At 62.9% G+C, this 17,347-nt stretch carries 19 protein-coding genes; 5 read left to right on the top strand and 14 right to left on the bottom strand.

The genetic code is table 11. The features are described 5' to 3' along the window. Positions 1-280: 280 nt before the first annotated feature. The 9 genes from JI744_RS14920 to JI744_RS14880 form a co-directional block, all read right to left on the bottom strand. The gene (locus tag JI744_RS14920; RefSeq protein WP_202661929.1) at positions 281-1,261 is read right to left on the bottom strand and encodes an ABC transporter substrate-binding protein; all 981 of its coding nucleotides are present in this window, start codon (positions 1,259-1,261) and stop codon (positions 281-283) included. A gap of 34 nt (positions 1,262-1,295) precedes the next feature. Continuing rightward, positions 1,296-2,141: an ABC transporter permease gene (locus JI744_RS14915; protein ID WP_202661928.1), complete on the bottom strand. Its 846-nt coding sequence runs from the start codon at positions 2,139-2,141 to the stop codon at positions 1,296-1,298. Continuing rightward, complete coding sequence (locus tag JI744_RS14910) at positions 2,138-3,073, bottom strand: ABC transporter permease (RefSeq protein ID WP_202661927.1); 936 nt, start codon at positions 3,071-3,073, stop codon at positions 2,138-2,140. Before JI744_RS14910 ends, JI744_RS14915 begins: the two co-directional genes overlap by 4 nt. Continuing rightward, positions 3,070-3,492, bottom strand: coding sequence for a hypothetical protein (locus tag JI744_RS14905; RefSeq protein WP_202661926.1), 423 nt, complete (start codon positions 3,490-3,492; stop codon positions 3,070-3,072). The genes JI744_RS14910 and JI744_RS14905 overlap by 4 nt, the downstream gene beginning before the upstream one ends. Before the next feature lie 164 nt (positions 3,493-3,656). Further along, entirely contained in the window at positions 3,657-3,992 is a 336-nt protein-coding gene (locus JI744_RS14900; RefSeq protein WP_202661925.1) for a hypothetical protein, read from the bottom strand. Between the two features lie 9 nt (positions 3,993-4,001). Continuing rightward, positions 4,002-4,799, bottom strand: coding sequence for an ABC transporter ATP-binding protein (locus tag JI744_RS14895; RefSeq protein WP_202661924.1), 798 nt, complete (start codon positions 4,797-4,799; stop codon positions 4,002-4,004). Next, complete coding sequence (gene hydA / locus JI744_RS14890) at positions 4,799-6,250, bottom strand: dihydropyrimidinase (protein WP_202661923.1); 1,452 nt, start codon at positions 6,248-6,250, stop codon at positions 4,799-4,801. Before hydA ends, JI744_RS14895 begins: the two co-directional genes overlap by 1 nt. A gap of 4 nt (positions 6,251-6,254) precedes the next feature. After that, a complete protein-coding gene (locus JI744_RS14885) occupies positions 6,255-6,800 on the bottom strand; it encodes a hypothetical protein (RefSeq protein WP_202661922.1) in 546 nt (181 codons plus the stop codon). After that, positions 6,797-8,047 (bottom strand): Zn-dependent hydrolase, encoded by a 1,251-nt coding sequence (locus JI744_RS14880; RefSeq protein WP_202661921.1) that lies wholly within the window; start codon positions 8,045-8,047, stop codon positions 6,797-6,799. Before JI744_RS14880 ends, JI744_RS14885 begins: the two co-directional genes overlap by 4 nt. Positions 8,048-8,177: 130 nt before the next feature. On the opposite strand from JI744_RS14880, the gene JI744_RS14875 reads away from it, so the two are divergent. Beyond that, positions 8,178-8,810, top strand: coding sequence for a TetR/AcrR family transcriptional regulator (locus tag JI744_RS14875; protein WP_202661920.1), 633 nt, complete (start codon positions 8,178-8,180; stop codon positions 8,808-8,810). A gap of 13 nt (positions 8,811-8,823) precedes the next feature. Continuing rightward, positions 8,824-9,276, top strand: a complete 453-nt coding sequence (locus JI744_RS14870) for a heme-degrading domain-containing protein (RefSeq protein ID WP_202661919.1) — start codon at positions 8,824-8,826, stop codon at positions 9,274-9,276. On the opposite strand, the gene JI744_RS14865 is transcribed toward JI744_RS14870, so the two are convergent. Then, positions 9,248-9,550 carry a cupin domain-containing protein gene (locus tag JI744_RS14865; protein WP_202661918.1) on the bottom strand — a complete coding sequence of 101 codons (303 nt, stop codon included), beginning with the start codon at positions 9,548-9,550 and terminating at the stop codon, positions 9,248-9,250. The genes JI744_RS14870 and JI744_RS14865 overlap by 29 nt on opposite strands. 66 nt (positions 9,551-9,616) lie before the next feature. Between JI744_RS14865 and JI744_RS14860 the strand changes: the two genes are divergently transcribed. Next, positions 9,617-10,222 carry a TetR family transcriptional regulator C-terminal domain-containing protein gene (locus tag JI744_RS14860; protein WP_202661917.1) on the top strand — a complete coding sequence of 202 codons (606 nt, stop codon included), beginning with the start codon at positions 9,617-9,619 and terminating at the stop codon, positions 10,220-10,222. A 45-nt stretch (positions 10,223-10,267) separates the two neighbouring features. On the opposite strand, the gene JI744_RS14855 is transcribed toward JI744_RS14860, so the two are convergent. The 4 genes from JI744_RS14855 to JI744_RS14840 all read right to left on the bottom strand — a co-directional run bounded on the left by JI744_RS14855 (position 10,268) and on the right by JI744_RS14840 (position 15,469). Beyond that, entirely contained in the window at positions 10,268-10,819 is a 552-nt protein-coding gene (locus JI744_RS14855; RefSeq protein ID WP_202661916.1) for a sarcosine oxidase subunit gamma, read from the bottom strand. Then, the gene (locus JI744_RS14850) at positions 10,812-13,811 is read right to left on the bottom strand and encodes a sarcosine oxidase subunit alpha family protein (RefSeq protein WP_202661915.1); all 3,000 of its coding nucleotides are present in this window, start codon (positions 13,809-13,811) and stop codon (positions 10,812-10,814) included. The genes JI744_RS14855 and JI744_RS14850 overlap by 8 nt, the downstream gene beginning before the upstream one ends. After that, complete coding sequence (locus tag JI744_RS14845; protein ID WP_202661914.1) at positions 13,811-14,131, bottom strand: sarcosine oxidase subunit delta; 321 nt, start codon at positions 14,129-14,131, stop codon at positions 13,811-13,813. The genes JI744_RS14850 and JI744_RS14845 overlap by 1 nt, the downstream gene beginning before the upstream one ends. A 90-nt stretch (positions 14,132-14,221) precedes the next feature. Then, positions 14,222-15,469: a sarcosine oxidase subunit beta family protein gene (locus tag JI744_RS14840; protein ID WP_202661913.1), complete on the bottom strand. Its 1,248-nt coding sequence runs from the start codon at positions 15,467-15,469 to the stop codon at positions 14,222-14,224. A 208-nt stretch (positions 15,470-15,677) separates the two neighbouring features. On the opposite strand from JI744_RS14840, the gene ccmI reads away from it, so the two are divergent. After that, a complete protein-coding gene (gene ccmI, locus JI744_RS14835; protein WP_202661912.1) occupies positions 15,678-16,880 on the top strand; it encodes a c-type cytochrome biogenesis protein CcmI in 1,203 nt (400 codons plus the stop codon). Continuing rightward, the gene (gene ruvX / locus JI744_RS14830) at positions 16,877-17,347 is read left to right on the top strand and encodes a Holliday junction resolvase RuvX (protein ID WP_202661911.1); all 471 of its coding nucleotides are present in this window, start codon (positions 16,877-16,879) and stop codon (positions 17,345-17,347) included. Before ccmI ends, ruvX begins: the two co-directional genes overlap by 4 nt.

Below are 17,347 nucleotides of genomic sequence, written 5' to 3'. Positions count from 1 at the left end.
CGCGCGCCGGGCGCTTGAGCAATCTGAGGGCTCCGCGCCCGGCGCGCTTGCCCAACCCGAAACCGACCACTATCAACCCCAAGGACTCTCGTTATGAACGAGGGACGACCGGGGGGCAGGTCAGGCCTTTTCCATTTCCGCCACCCTGAGCAGGACAACCCGGTGCCAGACAGCGGGCGCCTCCCCCTGTGATGGAGAGAGGGAGGGTTGAAACGCGAAAGGCCGCGCCCGAAGACGCGGCCTTTCCCTGTCACATCAATCGCCTATCTCAGCGCATGAATCACTTCAGCGCCTTGTCGGTGATCGCCATGGTAAAGGCACCTTCCGGCTCTTTGGTGATAACGGGGTCAGAGCCGCCGCCCAGCAAAGTGGCCACGGTGCGTTTGTAATCCGCCTCATCCAGTGCGCCGTTCGAACCGGCGGTCAGCTTGGCCACCTCGCCCATCATGAACTTTTGGTGCGCTTCGGTCTGGGCGCCGGTCTCGTCTGCCTCCAGCACGATGGCGGCGGCGGCATCGGGGTTCGCCTCGGCGTCCTTCCAGCCCTTCATCGAGGCGCGGACGAACTTCACCATCTTCTCTTCAAACGCCGGGTCTTTCAGATTGTCTTCCAGCACATAAAGACCATCTTCCAGCGTGGCGACGCCCTCATCCTCATATTTGAAGGTCACCAGATCCTCGGGCTTGATCCCCGCTTCCAGCACCTGACCATATTCATTGTAGGTCATGGTCGAGATACAAGCCGCCTGCTTTTGCAACAGCGGATCGACGTTGAAGCCCTGCTTCAACACCGTCACGCCATCGGCCCCGCCAGCGGTCGAAAGGCCCAGCTTCGACATCCACGACAAGAAGGGGTATTCGTTGCCAAAGAACCAGACGCCCAGCGTTTTCCCTTTGAAATCAGCGGGCGAGGCGACGCCAGATTCTTTCAGGCAGGTCAGCATCAGGCCTGAATGCTTGAACGGCTGCGCGATGTTCACCAGTGGCAGGCCCTTTTCGCGGGCAGCCAAAGCGGCGGGCATCCAGTCGACGATCACATCGGCACCGCCGCCGGCGATCACCTGTTCCGGCGCGATATCCGGGCCGCCGGGAAGGATGGTCACGTCCAGACCCTCTTCCTTGTAATAGCCCTTTTCCTGCGCGACGTAGTAGCCAGCAAACTGCGCCTGCGTCACCCATTTCAGTTGCAGCTTCACGCTGTCATCCGCCTGCGCCGCCTGTGCCAGCAGCGCCAAAGCGGTTCCGATCAGCAGTTTCTTCATTGTCTCACCTCCGTTGTTGGGGCCTTTGGCCCGGTTATCTGCGTTGAGAGGGGTGCCAGAAGGTCACCGCCTTTTCGATGGCCGCCACAAGGCCATAGAAAACCGAACCCGACAGCGCCGCCACTGCAATCTCGGCCCAGACCATGGGCAGTGCAAGCTGCCCCACGGCGGTCGAGATACGAAAGCCCACGCCAAGGGTAGGAGAGCCGAAGTTTTCAGCAACGATAGCGCCGATCAGGGCCAGCGTGGTGCCAATCTTCAAGCCGTTGAACAGAAAGGGCATTGCCGCCGGAAAGCGCAGCTTGAACAGCGCTTGCCAATAGCTTGCGCCCCAAGTGGCGATCAGGTCGCGGGAAAGGCGATCCGTCGCCTCCAGCCCTGCGACCATGTTCACGAGGACGGGGAAGAACACCATCACCACCACGACGGCGGCCTTGGAATGCCAGTCGAACCCGAACCACATGACCATGATCGGCGCGATGCCGACAATCGGCAGGGCGGCGACAAAGTTGCCGACGGGCAGCAGGCCACGTTTCAGAAACGGCACGCGGTCCACCAGAACCGCCGCCACCACGGCGGCAAAGGCCCCGATCAGATAGCCGGTCAGGCCCCCCTTGATGATGGTCTGAAACCAGTCCAGCCCCAAGGTCGGCAGGTTCGCCGCAATCGCCGCCCCGATCACAGAAGGCGCGGGCAGCACCACTTCGGGAACGCCAAGCCCCCGCACGACACCTTCCCACAGCACCAGAATCGCCGCCCCGAACAAGGCCGGGATCAGGATTTTCACCACCCGCGTACTGGCTGCCGAACTGCTCGCCAACGCCGCGTTGATCGCCCATGTGACCAGCCAGAAGGCAACGGCAAAGATCAGCCAGCTCATGCCCGCACCCCCATGCGCCGTGTCACCAGCCCCTCGGCCAGCCGCACGATCGAAATCAGCACGCCCCCCAGAATGGCCGCCGCAAACAGCGCCGCCCAGACCATGATGGGAGAGCCGAACTGGCTGCCCACCAGCATCCGCGCGCCCAAGCCTTCCACAGCCCCCGTCGGCAGTTCGCCGACGATGGTGCCGACCAGACTGGCCGCGATACCCACCTTCAGCGAGGCGAACAGGTAAGGCACCGAGGCGGGCAGGCGCAGCTTGAAGAACCCCTGCCCCTCGCTGGCGCTATAGGTTTTCAAAAGGTCCAACTGCATCGGATCGGGGCTGCGCAGCCCCTTGATCATGCCGACCAGCACCGGGAAATAACTGAGGTAAGCCGCGATGATCACCTTCGACACCAGCCGGTTTTCCACCCCCAGATGCTCGCCCAAACCGGCAGAATTCGACAGAACCACGATCATCGGCGCAATCGCCACCACCGGCACCGTCTGGCTGATGATCGCCCAAGGCATCAGCCCCATCTCGACCGTGCGGCTGCGGGTGATCATCACCGCCATGACGATGCCCAGCAGGCTGCCGACGACAAAGCCCCAGAAGGTCGAGGTCAGCGTGACAAGCCCATGATAGACAAGGTTCTTTTTCGACGACAGCTTGGTGCCGGCGGTGGTTTTCCAAAGCTCCTCAACGATCTGATGCGGCGCGGGCAGGACGGGGCGTTCCTGTGCATAGGTGGCGGGGATCAGATCGGGGTTGGCCAGCACCAACGCAGTTTGCGGCAAGACCGCGCCCAAGGCCCCGGCGGGGTTGGTGGGCGTGCCCGCACGGGCGGCCTGATCAACCTCCCACTGGATATTCGCCATGGGCACGGCAAGATACCAGACCGCAAGGATCAGGGCGAGGACGGCGAGGATGGGGGTGGCGCGGGTCATTCGGGCTGACAGTCCTTGAAATATCCTGCCGTCGCGCGCGCCGTTCTGCCACTCGCCTTCTCGGTCACATCAATCTGAACGGTCCAATTCCCACCCGGATCATTATCATGATAGTATATTAATGGATGGCCTCCGGCCTTCATCAAGACGCCATCAGCCGGCACTTTTCCATTGAAACAGGTGTAGGGCTTGAAGCTTTGGTATGGCTTGCCTTCCCACAGCAGACTTACCGAACAGGACAGTTTCATACGCTCTTTGGTTGTCCCGAAGGCCAGTATGTCGAGGCGGATTTTGTCACCGTCTTCCGCACAGTTAGGTCCGTCTCCCTCATGATATTGGGCAACTTTACCAGCCACCGGACGCGGCACGACATTTGCAACCAGAACGGCTAGCACACGAACCTCGCCGAAATCCAGCAAGGCAGGCCATGTGTCAGGCCCGATTGGGCGATATGTGTCCTGACCATAAGGCAGCAAATATGGCTCCTTTACCGCAGGATTCACGTCATTTCCTGTCGGCACCCCCTCAGCCAAAGAGAGTGCAGGGCAAGCTGCGGCCACCCCAACGGCCAAAACAAACCCCCTCACACCGCACCCCCCTTCGGCCAGGCGATCAGCAGCACCGCCACCACACCCAGCGCGACGCCCGCCCATTGCTGCGGGCTGGGGCGCTCTCCGAACACCACCAGCGCCACCACCGTCACCGCAACCAGTTGGAACACCACCGACAGGGCCAGCGACAGGCCAAGGCCCCCTGCGCGCATCACCGGGATCATCAGCGCATTGCCAAGGCAGAACAGCGCCAGCGCGCCCACCAGCATCGGCCAGCCGCCCTTGGTCGCGTAGAGTTTCAGCGCCGAATTGGCGGCCATGAAAGTGGCGGTGGACCCCGCCAGCCACAGGAACACGCCGGGGTTCATGGCTGCCCCCTAGTCATCGGAATGCCCTGCCCTCAGCCCTTCGCGCACGCGGTGGGCGATCTGGATGAATTCGGGCGTGTCGCGGATGTCGAGCGGGCGTTCGCGTGGCAGGGGGCTGTCGATCACATCGGTGATGCGGCCCGGTCGCGGTGACATGACGACGATCTTGGTGGAAAGATACACTGCCTCGGGGATGGAATGGGTGACAAACCCAATGGTCTTGCCGGTGCGCGCCCAGAGCTTCAGCAGCTCTTCATTCAGCCGGTCGCGCACGATTTCATCCAGCGCGCCAAAGGGTTCGTCCATCAACAGGATGTCGGCATCGAAGGCCAGCGCGCGGGCGATGCTGGCGCGTTGCTGCATGCCGCCCGACAGTTGCCAGGGGAATTTCTTGCCAAAGCCCGCAAGGTCCACAAGGTCCAGAACCCGCTCCACTCGCGCCGCCTGTTCGGCCTTGTCAAAGCCCATGATCTCCAGCGGCAGCTTGATGTTCCCGGCGATGGTGCGCCAAGGGTAAAGCCCCGCCGCCTGAAACACATAGCCATAGGCCCGGCCCCGCCGCGCCTCATCCGGGGCCATGCCGTTCACCGTCAGCGTGCCGCCGGTCGGCTGCTCCAGCGCCGCGATGGCGCGCAGAAAGGTGGTCTTGCCGCAGCCGGAAGGGCCGATGAAGCTGACAAAATCGCCCTTGTTGATGGTCAGGTTGACATCCTTAAGGGCATGAACCGGGCCGTCACCCGTCTGGAACACCAGATTGACGCCTTGGGCCGAGATGACCGGGCTGGCGGTGGCTAGCGTGTCTTTCATCACACCCCCGTCGCCGGAATGCCCGTCCGCGTGACTGGCCTCGGCGCGGTCAGTTCCTTCCACGCCGTCAGCGCGCGGTTCACCGCCGGGCGGGCCTCACGCCCTACGAACTGGCCCCAGCCTTCCTGGCCATGCACCGTGCCATCCTCGAACGCCACGCGGCCGCGGGTCAGGGTATAGCGCGGCAGGCCCTTGACCTTCTGCCCCTCGAACACGTTGTAATCAATGGCGGATTGCTGAGCCGTGGCGCCGATGGTCTTTTCCTTTGCCGGATCCCAGACGATCAGATCGGCATCAGCCCCCACCAGAACCGCGCCCTTTTTCGGGTAAAGGTTCAGGATCTTGGCGATATTGGTGCTGGTCACCGCCACAAACTCATTCGGGGTCAGGCGGCCGGTGTTCACGCCATGCTGCCACAGGACCGGCAGGCGATCTTCCAAGCCACCAGTGCCGTTCGGAATTTTCGAGAAATTGCCCACGCCGAACCGTTTCTGCGCGGTGGTAAAGGCGCAGTGGTCGGTCGCGACGCAAGACAGCGACCCCGATTGCAGGCCTGCCCACAGGCTGTCTTGATGCTTCTTGTCGCGGAACGGGGGCGACATGACGCGGCGGGCGGCATGGTCCCAATTGGCGTTGAAATACTCGCTTTCGTCCAGCACCAGATGCTGGATCAGCGGTTCGCCCCAGACCCGCTTGCCCGCCTGACGCGCGCGGCGAATTGCTTCGTGGGCATCCTCACACGAGGTATGCACAACGTAAAGCGGCGTGCCCGCCATGTCGGCGATCATGATGGCGCGGTTCGTGGCCTCCCCCTCCACCTGCGGCGGGCGGGAATAAGCGTGAGCCTCCGGTCCGGTGTTGCCCTCTGCCAAGAGTTTCGCGGTCAGTTCGGCCACCACATCGCCATTTTCGGCATGCACCATGGCCAACCCGCCCAGATCGCCCACCCGGCGGAAGGACGAGAACAGCTCATCATCATTCACCATCAGGGCACCCTTATAGGCCATGAAGTGCTTGAAGCTGGTGATCCCCGCCTTGACGCTGGCCTCCATGTCATCGAACACCTGCTGCCCCCACCAGGTGATCGCCATGTGGAAGGAATAATCGGCGTGCGCCCGGCCCGACTTGTTGTGCCACGCCTTCGCGGCATCCATCAGCCCCTGCCCCTGCCCCGGCAGGATGAAATCGACCACCATCGTGGTGCCGCCCGCAAGGCCCGCCCGGGTGCCGGATTCGAAATCATCCGCCGAATAGGTGCCCATGAAGGGCATCTCCAGATGGGTATGCGGGTCAATCCCGCCGGGCATGATGTAGCAGCCGGTGGCGTCCAGCACCTTGTCGCCCGAAAGGTTCGGCCCGATGGCGGTGATGGTGCCGCCCTCGATCAGCACGTCGGCCTTGTAGGTCAGATCAGCGGTGACGATGGTGCCGTTTTTGATGACTGTGGTCATGTGATCACTCCAACGGATTGCAATCGACTTTGTTCAGCGCATTTTGCGATCCCCGCAGGGTGAAGATCTTCCGCTGATAGGGTTCCGAACCATAACGCATTACAAGGCGCGATCCCGCGGCCATTTCCATCAAGAGTTTATTGGAAACAGCGACGTGAAATGTACTCTGTATGTATTCAGGTCTTGCTGCATGATGAGGTGGTTTTTCATCAACTTGGAATGACACGAACGAACTTGCATTCATAAATTCTGGTCCATCAGTTGAGCCTGATTGCCCTATACTAAGATAGGTAAATCCACTTGGAGCCTTTTGGCAGGATGTCGATAATACTGCAAAGTCTGGCGAAATTACTCGCGCGATAATTTCGGTCGCTTCGGCTGGATCATCTGTGGCCCAAAGCCTACTCCCACCGGTGTCAGCCATATAGAGGACTTGCCACTCCCCAGCCTCCAATGGTGCTGGGAGATAGAAAAGCACAACAGCAAAAACAGCCGCGTAAAGCTCTCCAGCAAATCCGCCCTTCACCGCCCTGACATCGCAGTTGCTCACTCCACCACCTCGGCCACTTCCAGCACCGAATGCAGCAGCACATCGGCCCCCGCCGCCGCCCATTCCGGGCTGATCTTTTCGGCCTCGTTGTGGCTCAACCCATCCACACACGGGCACATGATCATCGTCGTCGGCGCCACGCGGTTGATCCAGCAGGCGTCGTGACCGGCGCCGCTGATGATGTCCATATACCCATAGCCCAGCTTTTCCGCCTTGGCCCGCACGACCGAGACCAGCTCGGGTGCGAAGGTGACCGGGTCGAAATGGCCGACCTCCTCAATCTCACATCCAAGGCCCAGGTCGCGGGCGACGGCATGGGCGGCGCGGATCACTTCGCCCTTCATCGCATCCAGCTTGCCCTGTTCGGGGCTGCGGATGTCCACCGTGAACACCACCTTCCCGGGGATCACGTTGCGGCTGTTGGGGAAAACCTTGACCTGCCCCACCGCGCCCACCGCGTTCGGCTGATGCGCCATGGCGATCTGATGCACCCGCTCGGTGATCCGGGCCATGCCCAGCCCCGCATTCACCCGCATGTGCATCGGCGTGCTGCCGGTATGGGCATCCTTGCCGGTCAGCGTGATTTCCAGCCACCACAGGCCCTGCCCGTGGGTGACGACGCCGATTTCCTTGCCTTCAGCCTCCAAGATAGGCCCCTGCTCGATATGCAGTTCGAACATCGCCTTCATCTTGCGGGCGCCAACGGCCTCATCTCCGACCCAGCCGATGCGGGCCAGTTCATCGCCAAAGACCAGACCGTCAAGGTCGGTGCGGGCCTTGGCATAGGCCTCGGTATGGATACCCGCGAACACGCCCGAGGCCAGCATGGCGGGGGCGAACCGCGCGCCCTCTTCGTTCGTCCAGTTGGTCACGACGATGGGATGGCGCGTCTTGATGCCCATGTCGTTGATGGTGCGCACCACCTCCAAGGCCCCCAAGACCCCCAGAACCCCGTCATACTTGCCGCCCGTCGGCTGGGTATCCAGATGGCTGCCCATATAGACCGGCAGCGCAGCCGGGTCCGTCCCCGGCCGGGTAAAGAACATGTTGCCCATGGTATCGACACCCATGGTCATTCCGGCAGCCTTGGCCCAGCCCGCGAACAGGTGGCGGCCCTGATTGTCGGCATCGGTCAGGGTTTGGCGGTTGTTGCCGCCCGCGATGCCGGGGCCGACCTTGGCCATATCCTCAAGACTGTCCCACAGGCGTGCAGAATTGATGCGGATGTTTTCACCCGGTGAGGCCATCGCTCATATCTCCCATGCCGTCGGGGTCTTATGCCCCTTGCGGCGAATCTTTTCCTGACCGTATGGTCAAGGTGAAGCGCACCACAACCTGACCAGACGGTCAACGAAAATCTTGACGCCACGCGAGGCCATGAACGAAAACGCCCGCCCCCTTCGCCGCAATGAAATCCGCGCCCAGAACGAGGCGCTTATTTTGCAGGCAGCCGAGATGGTATTTGCCGAGGCGGGCTTTGGCGGCGCAACGATGCAACTGATTGCCGACATGGCCGGGCTGCCCAAGGCGAACCTGCATTATTATTTCGCCACCAAGGAAGACCTTTATCGCCGGGTGGTGCAGAACATCTTTGAAATTTGGCTGCACGCGGCGGATTGCTTTGATGCCGCGCCCGGCCCGGTTGAAGCGATTGGCGCCTATGTCGATGCCAAGATGGAGATTTCGCGCCGCCACCTCAACGGGTCCAAGGTCTGGGCCTCCGAGGTGATGCACGGCGCGCCGGTCATTCAGGACTATCTTGAAACCACGCTGCGCGACTGGACGGCGGGTCGCGCCCGGCTGATCCAGAACTGGGTTGACGAAGGGCGGATGGACCCGGTGAATCCCCGGCATCTGCTGTATATGCTATGGGCCACAACCCAACATTACGCCGATTTCGGCCATCAGATCGAGACATTGAATGATGGCCAGCCCTTGTCGGATGCTGAGTGGCTGGCCGCCAAGGAAAGCGTAAAGAGTATCATTCTGAAAGGAATCGGAGCCATCTGAACGGAGGGAAACCATGTCAGAAATTTCCGCACTTGAAGCCGAACTGTCCAAGCTGATCCTGCCCGCGTTCACCGAGGAAACAGCGCTGGAACTGGGCGAAGTGCTGGTTTCCATCGCGCGGGACGAAAGGCTGGCGGTGGTAATCGACATCCGCACCCCCGACCGCACGCTATTTCACGCCGCCCTGCCCGGTTCAACCCCGATGAACGACCTGTGGGCGCGGCGCAAAAGTGCGGCAGCGCTGATGTTTCACGAGGCGTCACTGATCATCGGGCTGCGCAACGCGCAAAAGGACCGCGATCTGGCCTATCAGGGGCTGGACCCGATGCAGCACGCCGACCACGGCGGCGCGGTGCCGATCCGCGTCGCGGGGGCGGGTGTTGTGGCGGTCGCCACGGTTTCAGGCCTGCCCAGCCGCGACGACCATGATCTGGTGGTCAGGGCGCTGGCGAAACTGGTGCCTTAAGCTCGATCTCGACAAAGCTCATTAAGGCGCTGCCTGCGTTCACCACGTCATGCTCTACCCCGGCATCGCGGACATAGGCGGTGCCCGCGGGCACCAGAACGTCGCGCGCCGCGCCATCCGGCCCGACAATCCGCATCGGGCAGTCGGTGATCGCGGTGATCACATAATCCATTCCATGCCGGTGCCAGCCGGTCGCCGCACCGGGCGCGAAATCGAACCGGGTCACCCGCACGCGGGCATCCTCGACAAGAACCGTTGCAACTGCCTGTTCCATTCTATCCTTCCGGGTTTGCATCCGCGCGCGCCTTAGGCCAATCTGCCCGCCCAAGGCAGGAAAATGATGACACGACCGCGCACCCGCATACAGGCCAAAAACTCTGCCACCATTCTGGAAGCCGCGCTGGAGGTTTTCTCGGCCAACGGCTTTCGTGGTGCCACGCTGGACCAGATTGCCGAGGTGGCGGGCCTGTCAAAGCCGAACCTGCTGTATTACTTCCCCTCAAAAGAGGCGATCCATGCGGCGCTGCTGGCTGGCCTGCTGAAAACCTGGCTTGACCCCTTGCGCGCGATGAACCCGGATGGGGAGCCTTTGGCCGAGATCATGGGCTATGTCCGGCGCAAGTTGGAGCTGAGCCGCGATTTCCCGCGCGAAAGCCGGTTGTTCGCCAATGAGATCCTGCAAGGTGCCCCCCGCATCCTGCCCGCGATTGAAGGCGAGTTGAAAGCGCTGGTCGAGGATCGGGCGCAGATTCTGACGGGCTGGATGGATCAGGGCCGCATCGCCCGCCTGCCCCCCCATCACCTGATTTTCTCGATCTGGGCGCTGACGCAGCATTACGCCGATTTCGACGTGCAGGTGCGGGCGGTTCTGGGCGAAGGGCATGACCCGTTCACCGAGGCCGAGGGGTTTCTGGAAACCCTGTTCACAAGGCTTTTGAAACCATAAGGCCCGCGCCTTGCAGCGCGGGCCTTATGGTTGGGGAAACCCAGGTCAGGCCAATTCGCTGCCCGGCTGCGCCGAATGGCTCAGCAGGCCAAACACATAGGCCGCGACCGAGCGGAAGCAGACAACGGTGAACCCGCCGTCCTGCTCCCAGATCGCCGCCGCCACCTGGGCGGCACGACTGCGACGCAACTCGCCCGGTTCCAGCGTGGCGAAATCGACCGGCATCAGCTTTTGCAACGCCTGCGTGGCCTTGGCTCCTTCGACGCGGAAAATCGCCCGCGCGTCCGACACATCGGCAGCAAGGTGGTGCGCACCGCCCATGGCGGTGGCAATCGCAGCCATCGCCGCGGCCACCTGATCATAGGGCAGCACCAGAAGGTATTCGTCCGGGCTCATCCAACCAGCGGCACGGTCGCCGTTGATCACGACACGGCGCTGTGCGGGCACCGTGGTGCCGACCGCCGCCTTGATGGCTGCGGCCAGTTCCTTCACATCCGCTTTGGCGCGGAGCGTGATCATGCCCAGAGGGCCGACCTCTCGCACGGAAACGAAGCCGTCAAAGCGGGCATTGCCCAAGGGCGAGACGGGATCAGACATCGTTGCGCGCTCCTTCCTTGTCGTAGAACACGGGGTCAACGACACGGGCCTTGACCCGGCCGCCATCCATCTTGGTGAACTCCACCACTTCTCCCATCCGGCCAAGGCCACCATGGATCAGACCCATGGCGATGCCCTTGCCCAAAGTCGGGCTGTGATAGGTCGAGGTGACGCGCCCTTGGGTGTTGCCCTGACCGTTGGGGTTGTTGCCCACCGCCGGAATATAGGCGCCGTCTTCGATCACGCTGCCGTCCAGCGTCTCAAACCCGGCCAGTTTCCAGCGGTCAGGGCTGGCGAGGTAGTTCCGTTCCTGCCCGCGCTTGCCCAGATAGTCGGCTTTCTTCTTCGAAATAGCCCAGCCAAGGTTCAGGTCTTGCGGAATGACCGTGCCATCGGTTTCGTCGCCGATCATGATAAAGCCCTTTTCGGCCCGCATGATGTGCATGGCTTCGGTGCCGTAGGGCATCACGCCAAACTCTTGCCCCGCCTCGATCAGACGCTCCCAGAGGGCAAGGCCATGGCTGGCCGGAACCGCGATTTCATAGCTCAGCTCGCCCGAGAACGAGATGCGATGCACCCGCGCCGGAATGTTGCCAAGGCTGCCTTCGCTGAACGCCATGAAGGGCAGCGCGGCTTTCGACACATCCATGCCGCCCAGTTTCTCCAGCAGTTGCCGCGCCTTGGGGCCAGCCACCGCGATCTGGGCATATTGCTCGGTCACATTGGCGGTATAGACCTGCCAGTCCCACCATTCGCATTGAAGCCAGTCTTCCATCCAGCCGTGGATGCGGTCCGCGCCGCCGGTGGTGGTGTGGCACAGCCAAGTGTCATCCGACAAGCGCACAACCACGCCGTCATCCGACAGGAATCCCTGCTCGCTGCACATCAGGCCATAGCGACACTTGCCGACGCCAAGGTTCGACATGACGTTGGTGTAAAGCATATCCAGGAACTTGCCCGCATCCGGCCCCTTGACGATGATCTTGCCAAGGGTCGAGGCATCCAGCAGGCCCACATTGCTGCGGGTGTTCAGGATCTCGCGATGCACCGAAGCCTCATGGCTTTCGGCCCCACGGGTAAAGCAATAGGGGCGGCGCCACAGGCCCACCGGCTCCATATAGGCGCCATGGGCCTCGTGCCATTCATGGATAGGGCTGCGGCGCAGCGGTTGGAAGATCTCACCGCGCGACTCGCCAGCCAGCGCGCCCAGGGTGACGGGCGTATAGGGCGGGCGGAAGGTGGTGGTGCCGACGCGCGGAATGTCTTCATGCAGCGCATTGGCAAGGACCGCCAAGCCGTTGATGTTCGACAGCTTTCCCTGATCGGTCGCCATGCCCAGCGTGGTATAGCGCTTGGTATGTTCGACCGAGGTATAGCCTTCGCGCGCGGCCAGTTGAACGTCGGAAACCTTCACGTCGTTCTGATAATCCAGCCACATCTTCATCTTCAGCGCCGGGCCAGCGCCCTGCGGCATGATCCAGACCGGCAGCATCGCGCCTTCGGCCGGAACCGTGACCGAGGCCGCCGCAACGCCGCTGGCCTTGCCAAGTGCCGCATCGGCCGCCGCAACCGCATCGGCCAGCACCTGATCGCCGGTCAGCAGACCGTTGGCGGTGCCCGCCGCATAAACCATCGCCTCGCCATTCTGGTTGGTCGGCGCGCGGTTGGCATCGGGGCGGAAATGGGCCTGCGCCTCATCCCAGTTCAGCTTGCCACCGCAATGGCTGAACAGGTGAACCACCGGCGACCAGCCGCCCGACATGGCGACGGCATCACAAGCCACCTCTTCCAGAACCGAGCCTTCGCCCGCCTGCGCACCAATGGCTACGCCGGTCACACGCTTGCCGCCCTTGACCTTGACCACCGCCTTGCCGGTTTCCACCCGGATACCCAGCGCACGGGCCTTGGCGTGCAGATCGCCCGACACGGCTGCACGAGCGTCCAGGATCACCGGAACCTCCAGCCCCGCCTCTTTCAAGGCGATGGCGGTGCGATAGGCGTCGTCGTTGTTGGTCACAACCACCGTGCGGTCGCCGACGCTGACGCCGTGGTTGACCACATAGTCACGCACAGCAGCCGCCAGCATCACGCCGGGAATGTCATTGCCCGCAAAGGCCAGCGGGCGTTCGATCGCCCCTGTCGCGGTGATGATCTTGCCCACGCGCAGACGCCACATCCGTTTCTTTGGACGGCCATCGCCGGGGGTGTGGTCAGCCACCTTTTCCTCGGCCAGAACATAGCCGTGGTCATAGACGCCAACGGCCATGGTGCGGGCCATCACGGTCACGTTTTCCATCGCCGACAGGGCCTGAACCGTCGCCTTGACCCATTCCTCGGCAGGCTTGCCGTCGATCACATCGCCATCCACCGGCGCGCGGCCACCGAAATGGGCGGTCTGCTCCAGCACGGTCACACGGGCGCCCGCCTTGGCAGCCGCCAAAGCCGCTTGCAGGCCCGCAATGCCGCCGCCCACCACAAGAATGTCGGCGAAGCCATAGGCGTATTCGTAACGGTCGGCATCCGCCTCTTTCGGCACCTGACCCAGACCCGCCGACTGGCGGATGATGGGTTCAAAGACGTGCTTCCAGGCAAAACGCGGATGGATGAAGGTCTTGTAATAGAACCCGGCCGGCAGGAAACGCGCGACATAGTTGTTCACCACGCCCACGTCAAATTCCAGGCTGGGCCAGTGGTTCTGGCTGGTGGCGGTCAGGCCGGAAAACAGCTCGGTCGTGGTGGTGCGCTGGTTCGGTTCGAACCGGGCGCCCGTGCCAAGGTTGACAAGCGCGTTCGGCTCTTCCGGGCCCGACCCCACGATGCCGCGCGGGCGGTGATATTTGAAGCTGCGGCCGACCAGCATCTGGTCGTTTGCCAGCAGCGCCGAGGCCAGCGTGTCACCGGCGAAACCCGCCATCGACTTGCCGTTGAAGGTAAAGGTCTGGGGCTTCGTCCGGTCGATCAGACGGCCACCTTTGGAAAGACGCGTGCTCATCAGTAACCCTTCCAGTCGGGGCGCTTGGCCTTGATCTTGGCTTGCAGGTCGGCGGGCGGTTCCGCGGTTTGTGCCGGATAGGTGCCGAACACCTCCAGCGTGGCGGTGCAGCGGGCGGCCAGAAACCACTTGCCGCAGCCATAGCTGTGGCGCCAACGTTCGAAATGCACGCCCTTGGGGTTCTTGCGGGCGAACATGTAGGATTCGAAATCGTTATCGGCCGAACCGGGGCCGAACCGCTTCAGATGCGCCTCGCCGCCGTTCGCCAGTTCGGTTTCCTCGGCCTTCACGCCGCAGTAGGGGCATTCAAGGATGAGCATCTCAGCGCTCCGTTTCCGCGGCGGTGCCGCAAAAGTTTTCGAAAACTTTTGCAAATTCCTTCGAAGGAATTTGCGTCTGGTGATGTGCCATCAGTGCGCCACCCCGGCGGCCACCGACTCGTCGATGAACTGCCCTTCGCGGAAGCGCCACATGTTGAAATCGGCCGCCAGCGGCCCCGGTTCGCCCTTGGCCATCAGCTCTGCCATCGCCCAGCCCGAGCCGGGGATCGCCTTGAAGCCGCCGGTGCCCCAGCCGCAGTTGATGAAGCAGTTGCCAACCGGCGTCTTGGAAATCAGGGGCGAACGGTCGCCGGTCATATCCACGATGCCGCCCCACTGGCGCAGCATTTTCAGGCGGGAAATGATCGGGAAGGTCTCGATCAGGGCACGCAGGGTTTCCTCGATATGGTGGAAAGACCCGCGCTGGGTGTAGTTGTTGAAGCTGTCGGTGCCGCCGCCGATGACCAGTTCGCCCTTGTCGGACTGGCTCATGTAGCCATGGACGGTGTTGGCCATGACCACCACATCAATGGTTGGCTTGATCGGTTCCGACACCAAGGCTTGCAGCGCAACCGCCTCTAGCGGCAGACGGAAGCCCGCCATGTCGGCGACCTGACCGGAATGGCCCGCCACGACGATGCCCAGCTTTTTGCAGCCGATATAGCCCTTGGTCGTCTCGACCCCGCGCACAACGCCGCCCTCGGTGCGGACGCCGGTCACTTCGGTCTGCTGGATGATGTCCATGCCCATGTCGGAACAGGCGCGGGCATAACCCCATGCCACGGCGTCGTGCCGAGCGGTGCCGCCGCGTTTCTGATAGAGCGCACCCAGCACCGGATAGCGCGGGCCGTCGATGTTCATGATCGGCACCAGCTCTTTCACCTTGGCCGGGCTGATCCATTCGGTCGAAACGCCCTGCAACTGGTTGGCATGGACCGTGCGCAGATAGCCGCGCACCTCATGATGGGTCTGCGCCAGCATCAGCAGGCCACGGGGGCTGAACATGACGTTGTAGTTCAGATCCTGCGACAGCGTCTCATATAGCGACAGCGCCTTGTCATAGATCGCGGCAGACGGGTCTTGCAGATAGTTCGACCGGATGATCGTGGTGTTCCGCCCGGTGTTGCCACCGCCCAGCCAGCCCTTTTCGATGATGGCTACATTCTTGATGCCGTGGTTCTTGCCCAGGTAATAGGCCGTCGCCAGACCGTGGCCACCCGCGCCGATGATTATGGCGTCGTATTCCTTCTTCGGCTCTGGTGCGCGCCAGGCACGCTCCCATCCCTGATGATACGACATCGCCTGACGGGCAATGGCAAAGACCGAATAGCGTTTCATGGGCAGCTCTCCGAAGGGTTCGGGCGTGACGATTGTTGTCGTCCCGAAGACGAAATTAACCGCCCCCAGCAGCGGCACAATCGGGAAAATTACGACACGGCATGACGCGGGCGGCCCTGCGGCACCTGAAACCCTTTTGCCGGGCGCGGGAAAAGACTATCTGGGCCGGGCTGGACCGGAAAGCGGGCCGGAAAAAAGGGGGCGCAAGATGGGTGATTTCGGCTTTTGGGCCGTGGCGGGGGGAACGGCGGTTGCGGTTCTGGCGCTGCTGTTGCGCGCGCTGACCAAGCCGCCCGAAAGCGACGAGGCGGATCATCCTGACCTTGCCGTTTACCGCGCGCAATTGGCCGAGGTGGACCGCGACCTTGCCCGTGGCGTTCTGGCCCCGGAAGAGGCCGCGCGACTGCGAGTCGAGGTGTCGCGCCGCCTTCTGGATGCGGACAAGGCAGCGCAGGCCGCCAGCGGCGGGCGCAGCCTGCCGGTCATGCCGGTGGTGATGGCGCTGGTGGCGGTGATGACGGGCGGCGTGGCGCTGTATCTGCGCCTTGGCGCGCCGGGCTATCCCGATCTGCCGATCAACGACCGGCTGGCGGCAACCGAAGAGCTATACCGCACCCGCCCCAATCAGGCCGAGGCCGAGGCGCAGGCTCCGAAACCGACCCAAGCCCCCAAGGCCGATGCCGAGTTCATGGCCCTGATGGACAAGCTGCGCGCTGCAGTAAAGGCGCGCCCAGATGACCTGCAAGGCCTCTCCCTCTTGGCCAAGAATGAGGCGGCGCTGACCAATTATCAGGCCGCATCGGCGGCGCAGGGCCATCTGCTGTCGGTTCTGGGCGCCAAGACCGGGCCGGACGACCATCTGGCCGCCGCCGAATATCTGATTGCCGCAGCGGGTGGCTATATCTCGCCCGAGGCCGAGGCGGAACTGGTCAAAGTGCTAACGCTTGACCCGAAAAACCCGCTGGCGCGCTATTACTCGGGGCTGATGTTCGCGCAGGTGGGCCGCGCCGACCGCACGTTTGAATTGTGGGAGCCGCTGTTGCGCGAAGGCCCAGAGGATGCGCCGTGGAAGGCCCCGATCCGCGCCGGTCTGCAAGAGGCCGCCGACCGCGCGGGCATCCGCTATACTCTACCCGATGCCAAAGGGCCGGATGCGGCTGCGGTGGAGGCTGCCGGAGAGATGAGCGCCGAGGACCGGCAATCGATGATTGAAGGCATGGTCGGCCAGTTGGAGGGGCGCTTGCTGTCCGAAGGCGGGCCAGAGGCGGAATGGCTGAAGCTGTTCAACGCGCTGAAGGTACTGAACCAGCCTGACCGGGTAAAAGCCGCGCTGACGGCAGCCGAAAAGGCCTTTGCCGCCGACCCTGCGGCACAGGAACGGCTGCGCGCCGCCGCCGGGGCGACTCCATGATCTGCGACCGCATTGAAGACTTCGCCGCCGCCCTGCCGCCCAACAGGGCGATCTTTGGCCTTGATCTGGGCGACAAGACGATTGGCGTGGCGATTTCAGACCTGCGGCGGCGGGTGGCGACGCCGGTGGTGATCATCCGGCGGCAAAAATTCACGCTGGACGCGGCAGAGCTTTTGAAGCTGGCCGAGGCGCGCGGGGCATCGGGGCTGCTGCTGGGTCTGCCGCTGAACATGGACGGAAGCGAGGGGCCGCGGGTGCAATCGACCCGCGCCTTTGCCCGCAATCTGGAAAAGCTGACGCCCCTGCCCATCGGCTTTTGGGATGAGCGTCTGTCCACCGTCGCCGCCGAACGCGCGCTGTTAGAGGCGGATGCGTCGCGCAAACGTCGCAAAGAGGTGATCGATCAGGTGGCTGCCGGGTATATTCTGCAAGGAGCGCTGGATCGTCTGGCGTATATCGGGGGCTAG

The sequence above is a fragment of the Fuscibacter oryzae genome (assembly GCF_016765795.1).
GTDB lineage: Bacteria > Pseudomonadota > Alphaproteobacteria > Rhodobacterales > Rhodobacteraceae > Fuscibacter > Fuscibacter oryzae.
Note: the sequence above shows the minus strand (reverse complement) of the source record. Positions and strands in the feature narration are given on the sequence as shown.

Bases quoted from the DNA above. Each gene is read 5' to 3' on its own strand.
- JI744_RS14920 (WP_202661929.1), bottom strand. From the start codon at position 1,261: ATGAAGAAACTGCTGATCGGAACCGCTTTGGCGCTGCTGGCACAGGCG.
- JI744_RS14915 (WP_202661928.1), bottom strand. From the start codon at position 2,141: ATGAGCTGGCTGATCTTTGCCGTTGCCTTCTGGCTGGTCACATGGGCG.
- JI744_RS14910 (WP_202661927.1), bottom strand. From the start codon at position 3,073: ATGACCCGCGCCACCCCCATCCTCGCCGTCCTCGCCCTGATCCTTGCG.
- JI744_RS14900 (WP_202661925.1), bottom strand. From the start codon at position 3,992: ATGAACCCCGGCGTGTTCCTGTGGCTGGCGGGGTCCACCGCCACTTTC.
- JI744_RS14895 (WP_202661924.1), bottom strand. From the start codon at position 4,799: ATGAAAGACACGCTAGCCACCGCCAGCCCGGTCATCTCGGCCCAAGGC.
- hydA (WP_202661923.1), bottom strand. From the start codon at position 6,250: ATGACCACAGTCATCAAAAACGGCACCATCGTCACCGCTGATCTGACC.
- JI744_RS14880 (WP_202661921.1), bottom strand. From the start codon at position 8,047: ATGGCCTCACCGGGTGAAAACATCCGCATCAATTCTGCACGCCTGTGG.
- JI744_RS14875 (WP_202661920.1), top strand. From the start codon at position 8,178: ATGAACGAAAACGCCCGCCCCCTTCGCCGCAATGAAATCCGCGCCCAG.
- JI744_RS14870 (WP_202661919.1), top strand. From the start codon at position 8,824: ATGTCAGAAATTTCCGCACTTGAAGCCGAACTGTCCAAGCTGATCCTG.
- JI744_RS14865 (WP_202661918.1), bottom strand. From the start codon at position 9,550: ATGGAACAGGCAGTTGCAACGGTTCTTGTCGAGGATGCCCGCGTGCGG.
- JI744_RS14860 (WP_202661917.1), top strand. From the start codon at position 9,617: ATGACACGACCGCGCACCCGCATACAGGCCAAAAACTCTGCCACCATT.
- JI744_RS14855 (WP_202661916.1), bottom strand. From the start codon at position 10,819: ATGTCTGATCCCGTCTCGCCCTTGGGCAATGCCCGCTTTGACGGCTTC.
- JI744_RS14850 (WP_202661915.1), bottom strand. From the start codon at position 13,811: ATGAGCACGCGTCTTTCCAAAGGTGGCCGTCTGATCGACCGGACGAAG.
- JI744_RS14845 (WP_202661914.1), bottom strand. From the start codon at position 14,131: ATGCTCATCCTTGAATGCCCCTACTGCGGCGTGAAGGCCGAGGAAACC.
- JI744_RS14840 (WP_202661913.1), bottom strand. From the start codon at position 15,469: ATGAAACGCTATTCGGTCTTTGCCATTGCCCGTCAGGCGATGTCGTAT.
- ccmI (WP_202661912.1), top strand. From the start codon at position 15,678: ATGGGTGATTTCGGCTTTTGGGCCGTGGCGGGGGGAACGGCGGTTGCG.
- ruvX (WP_202661911.1), top strand. From the start codon at position 16,877: ATGATCTGCGACCGCATTGAAGACTTCGCCGCCGCCCTGCCGCCCAAC.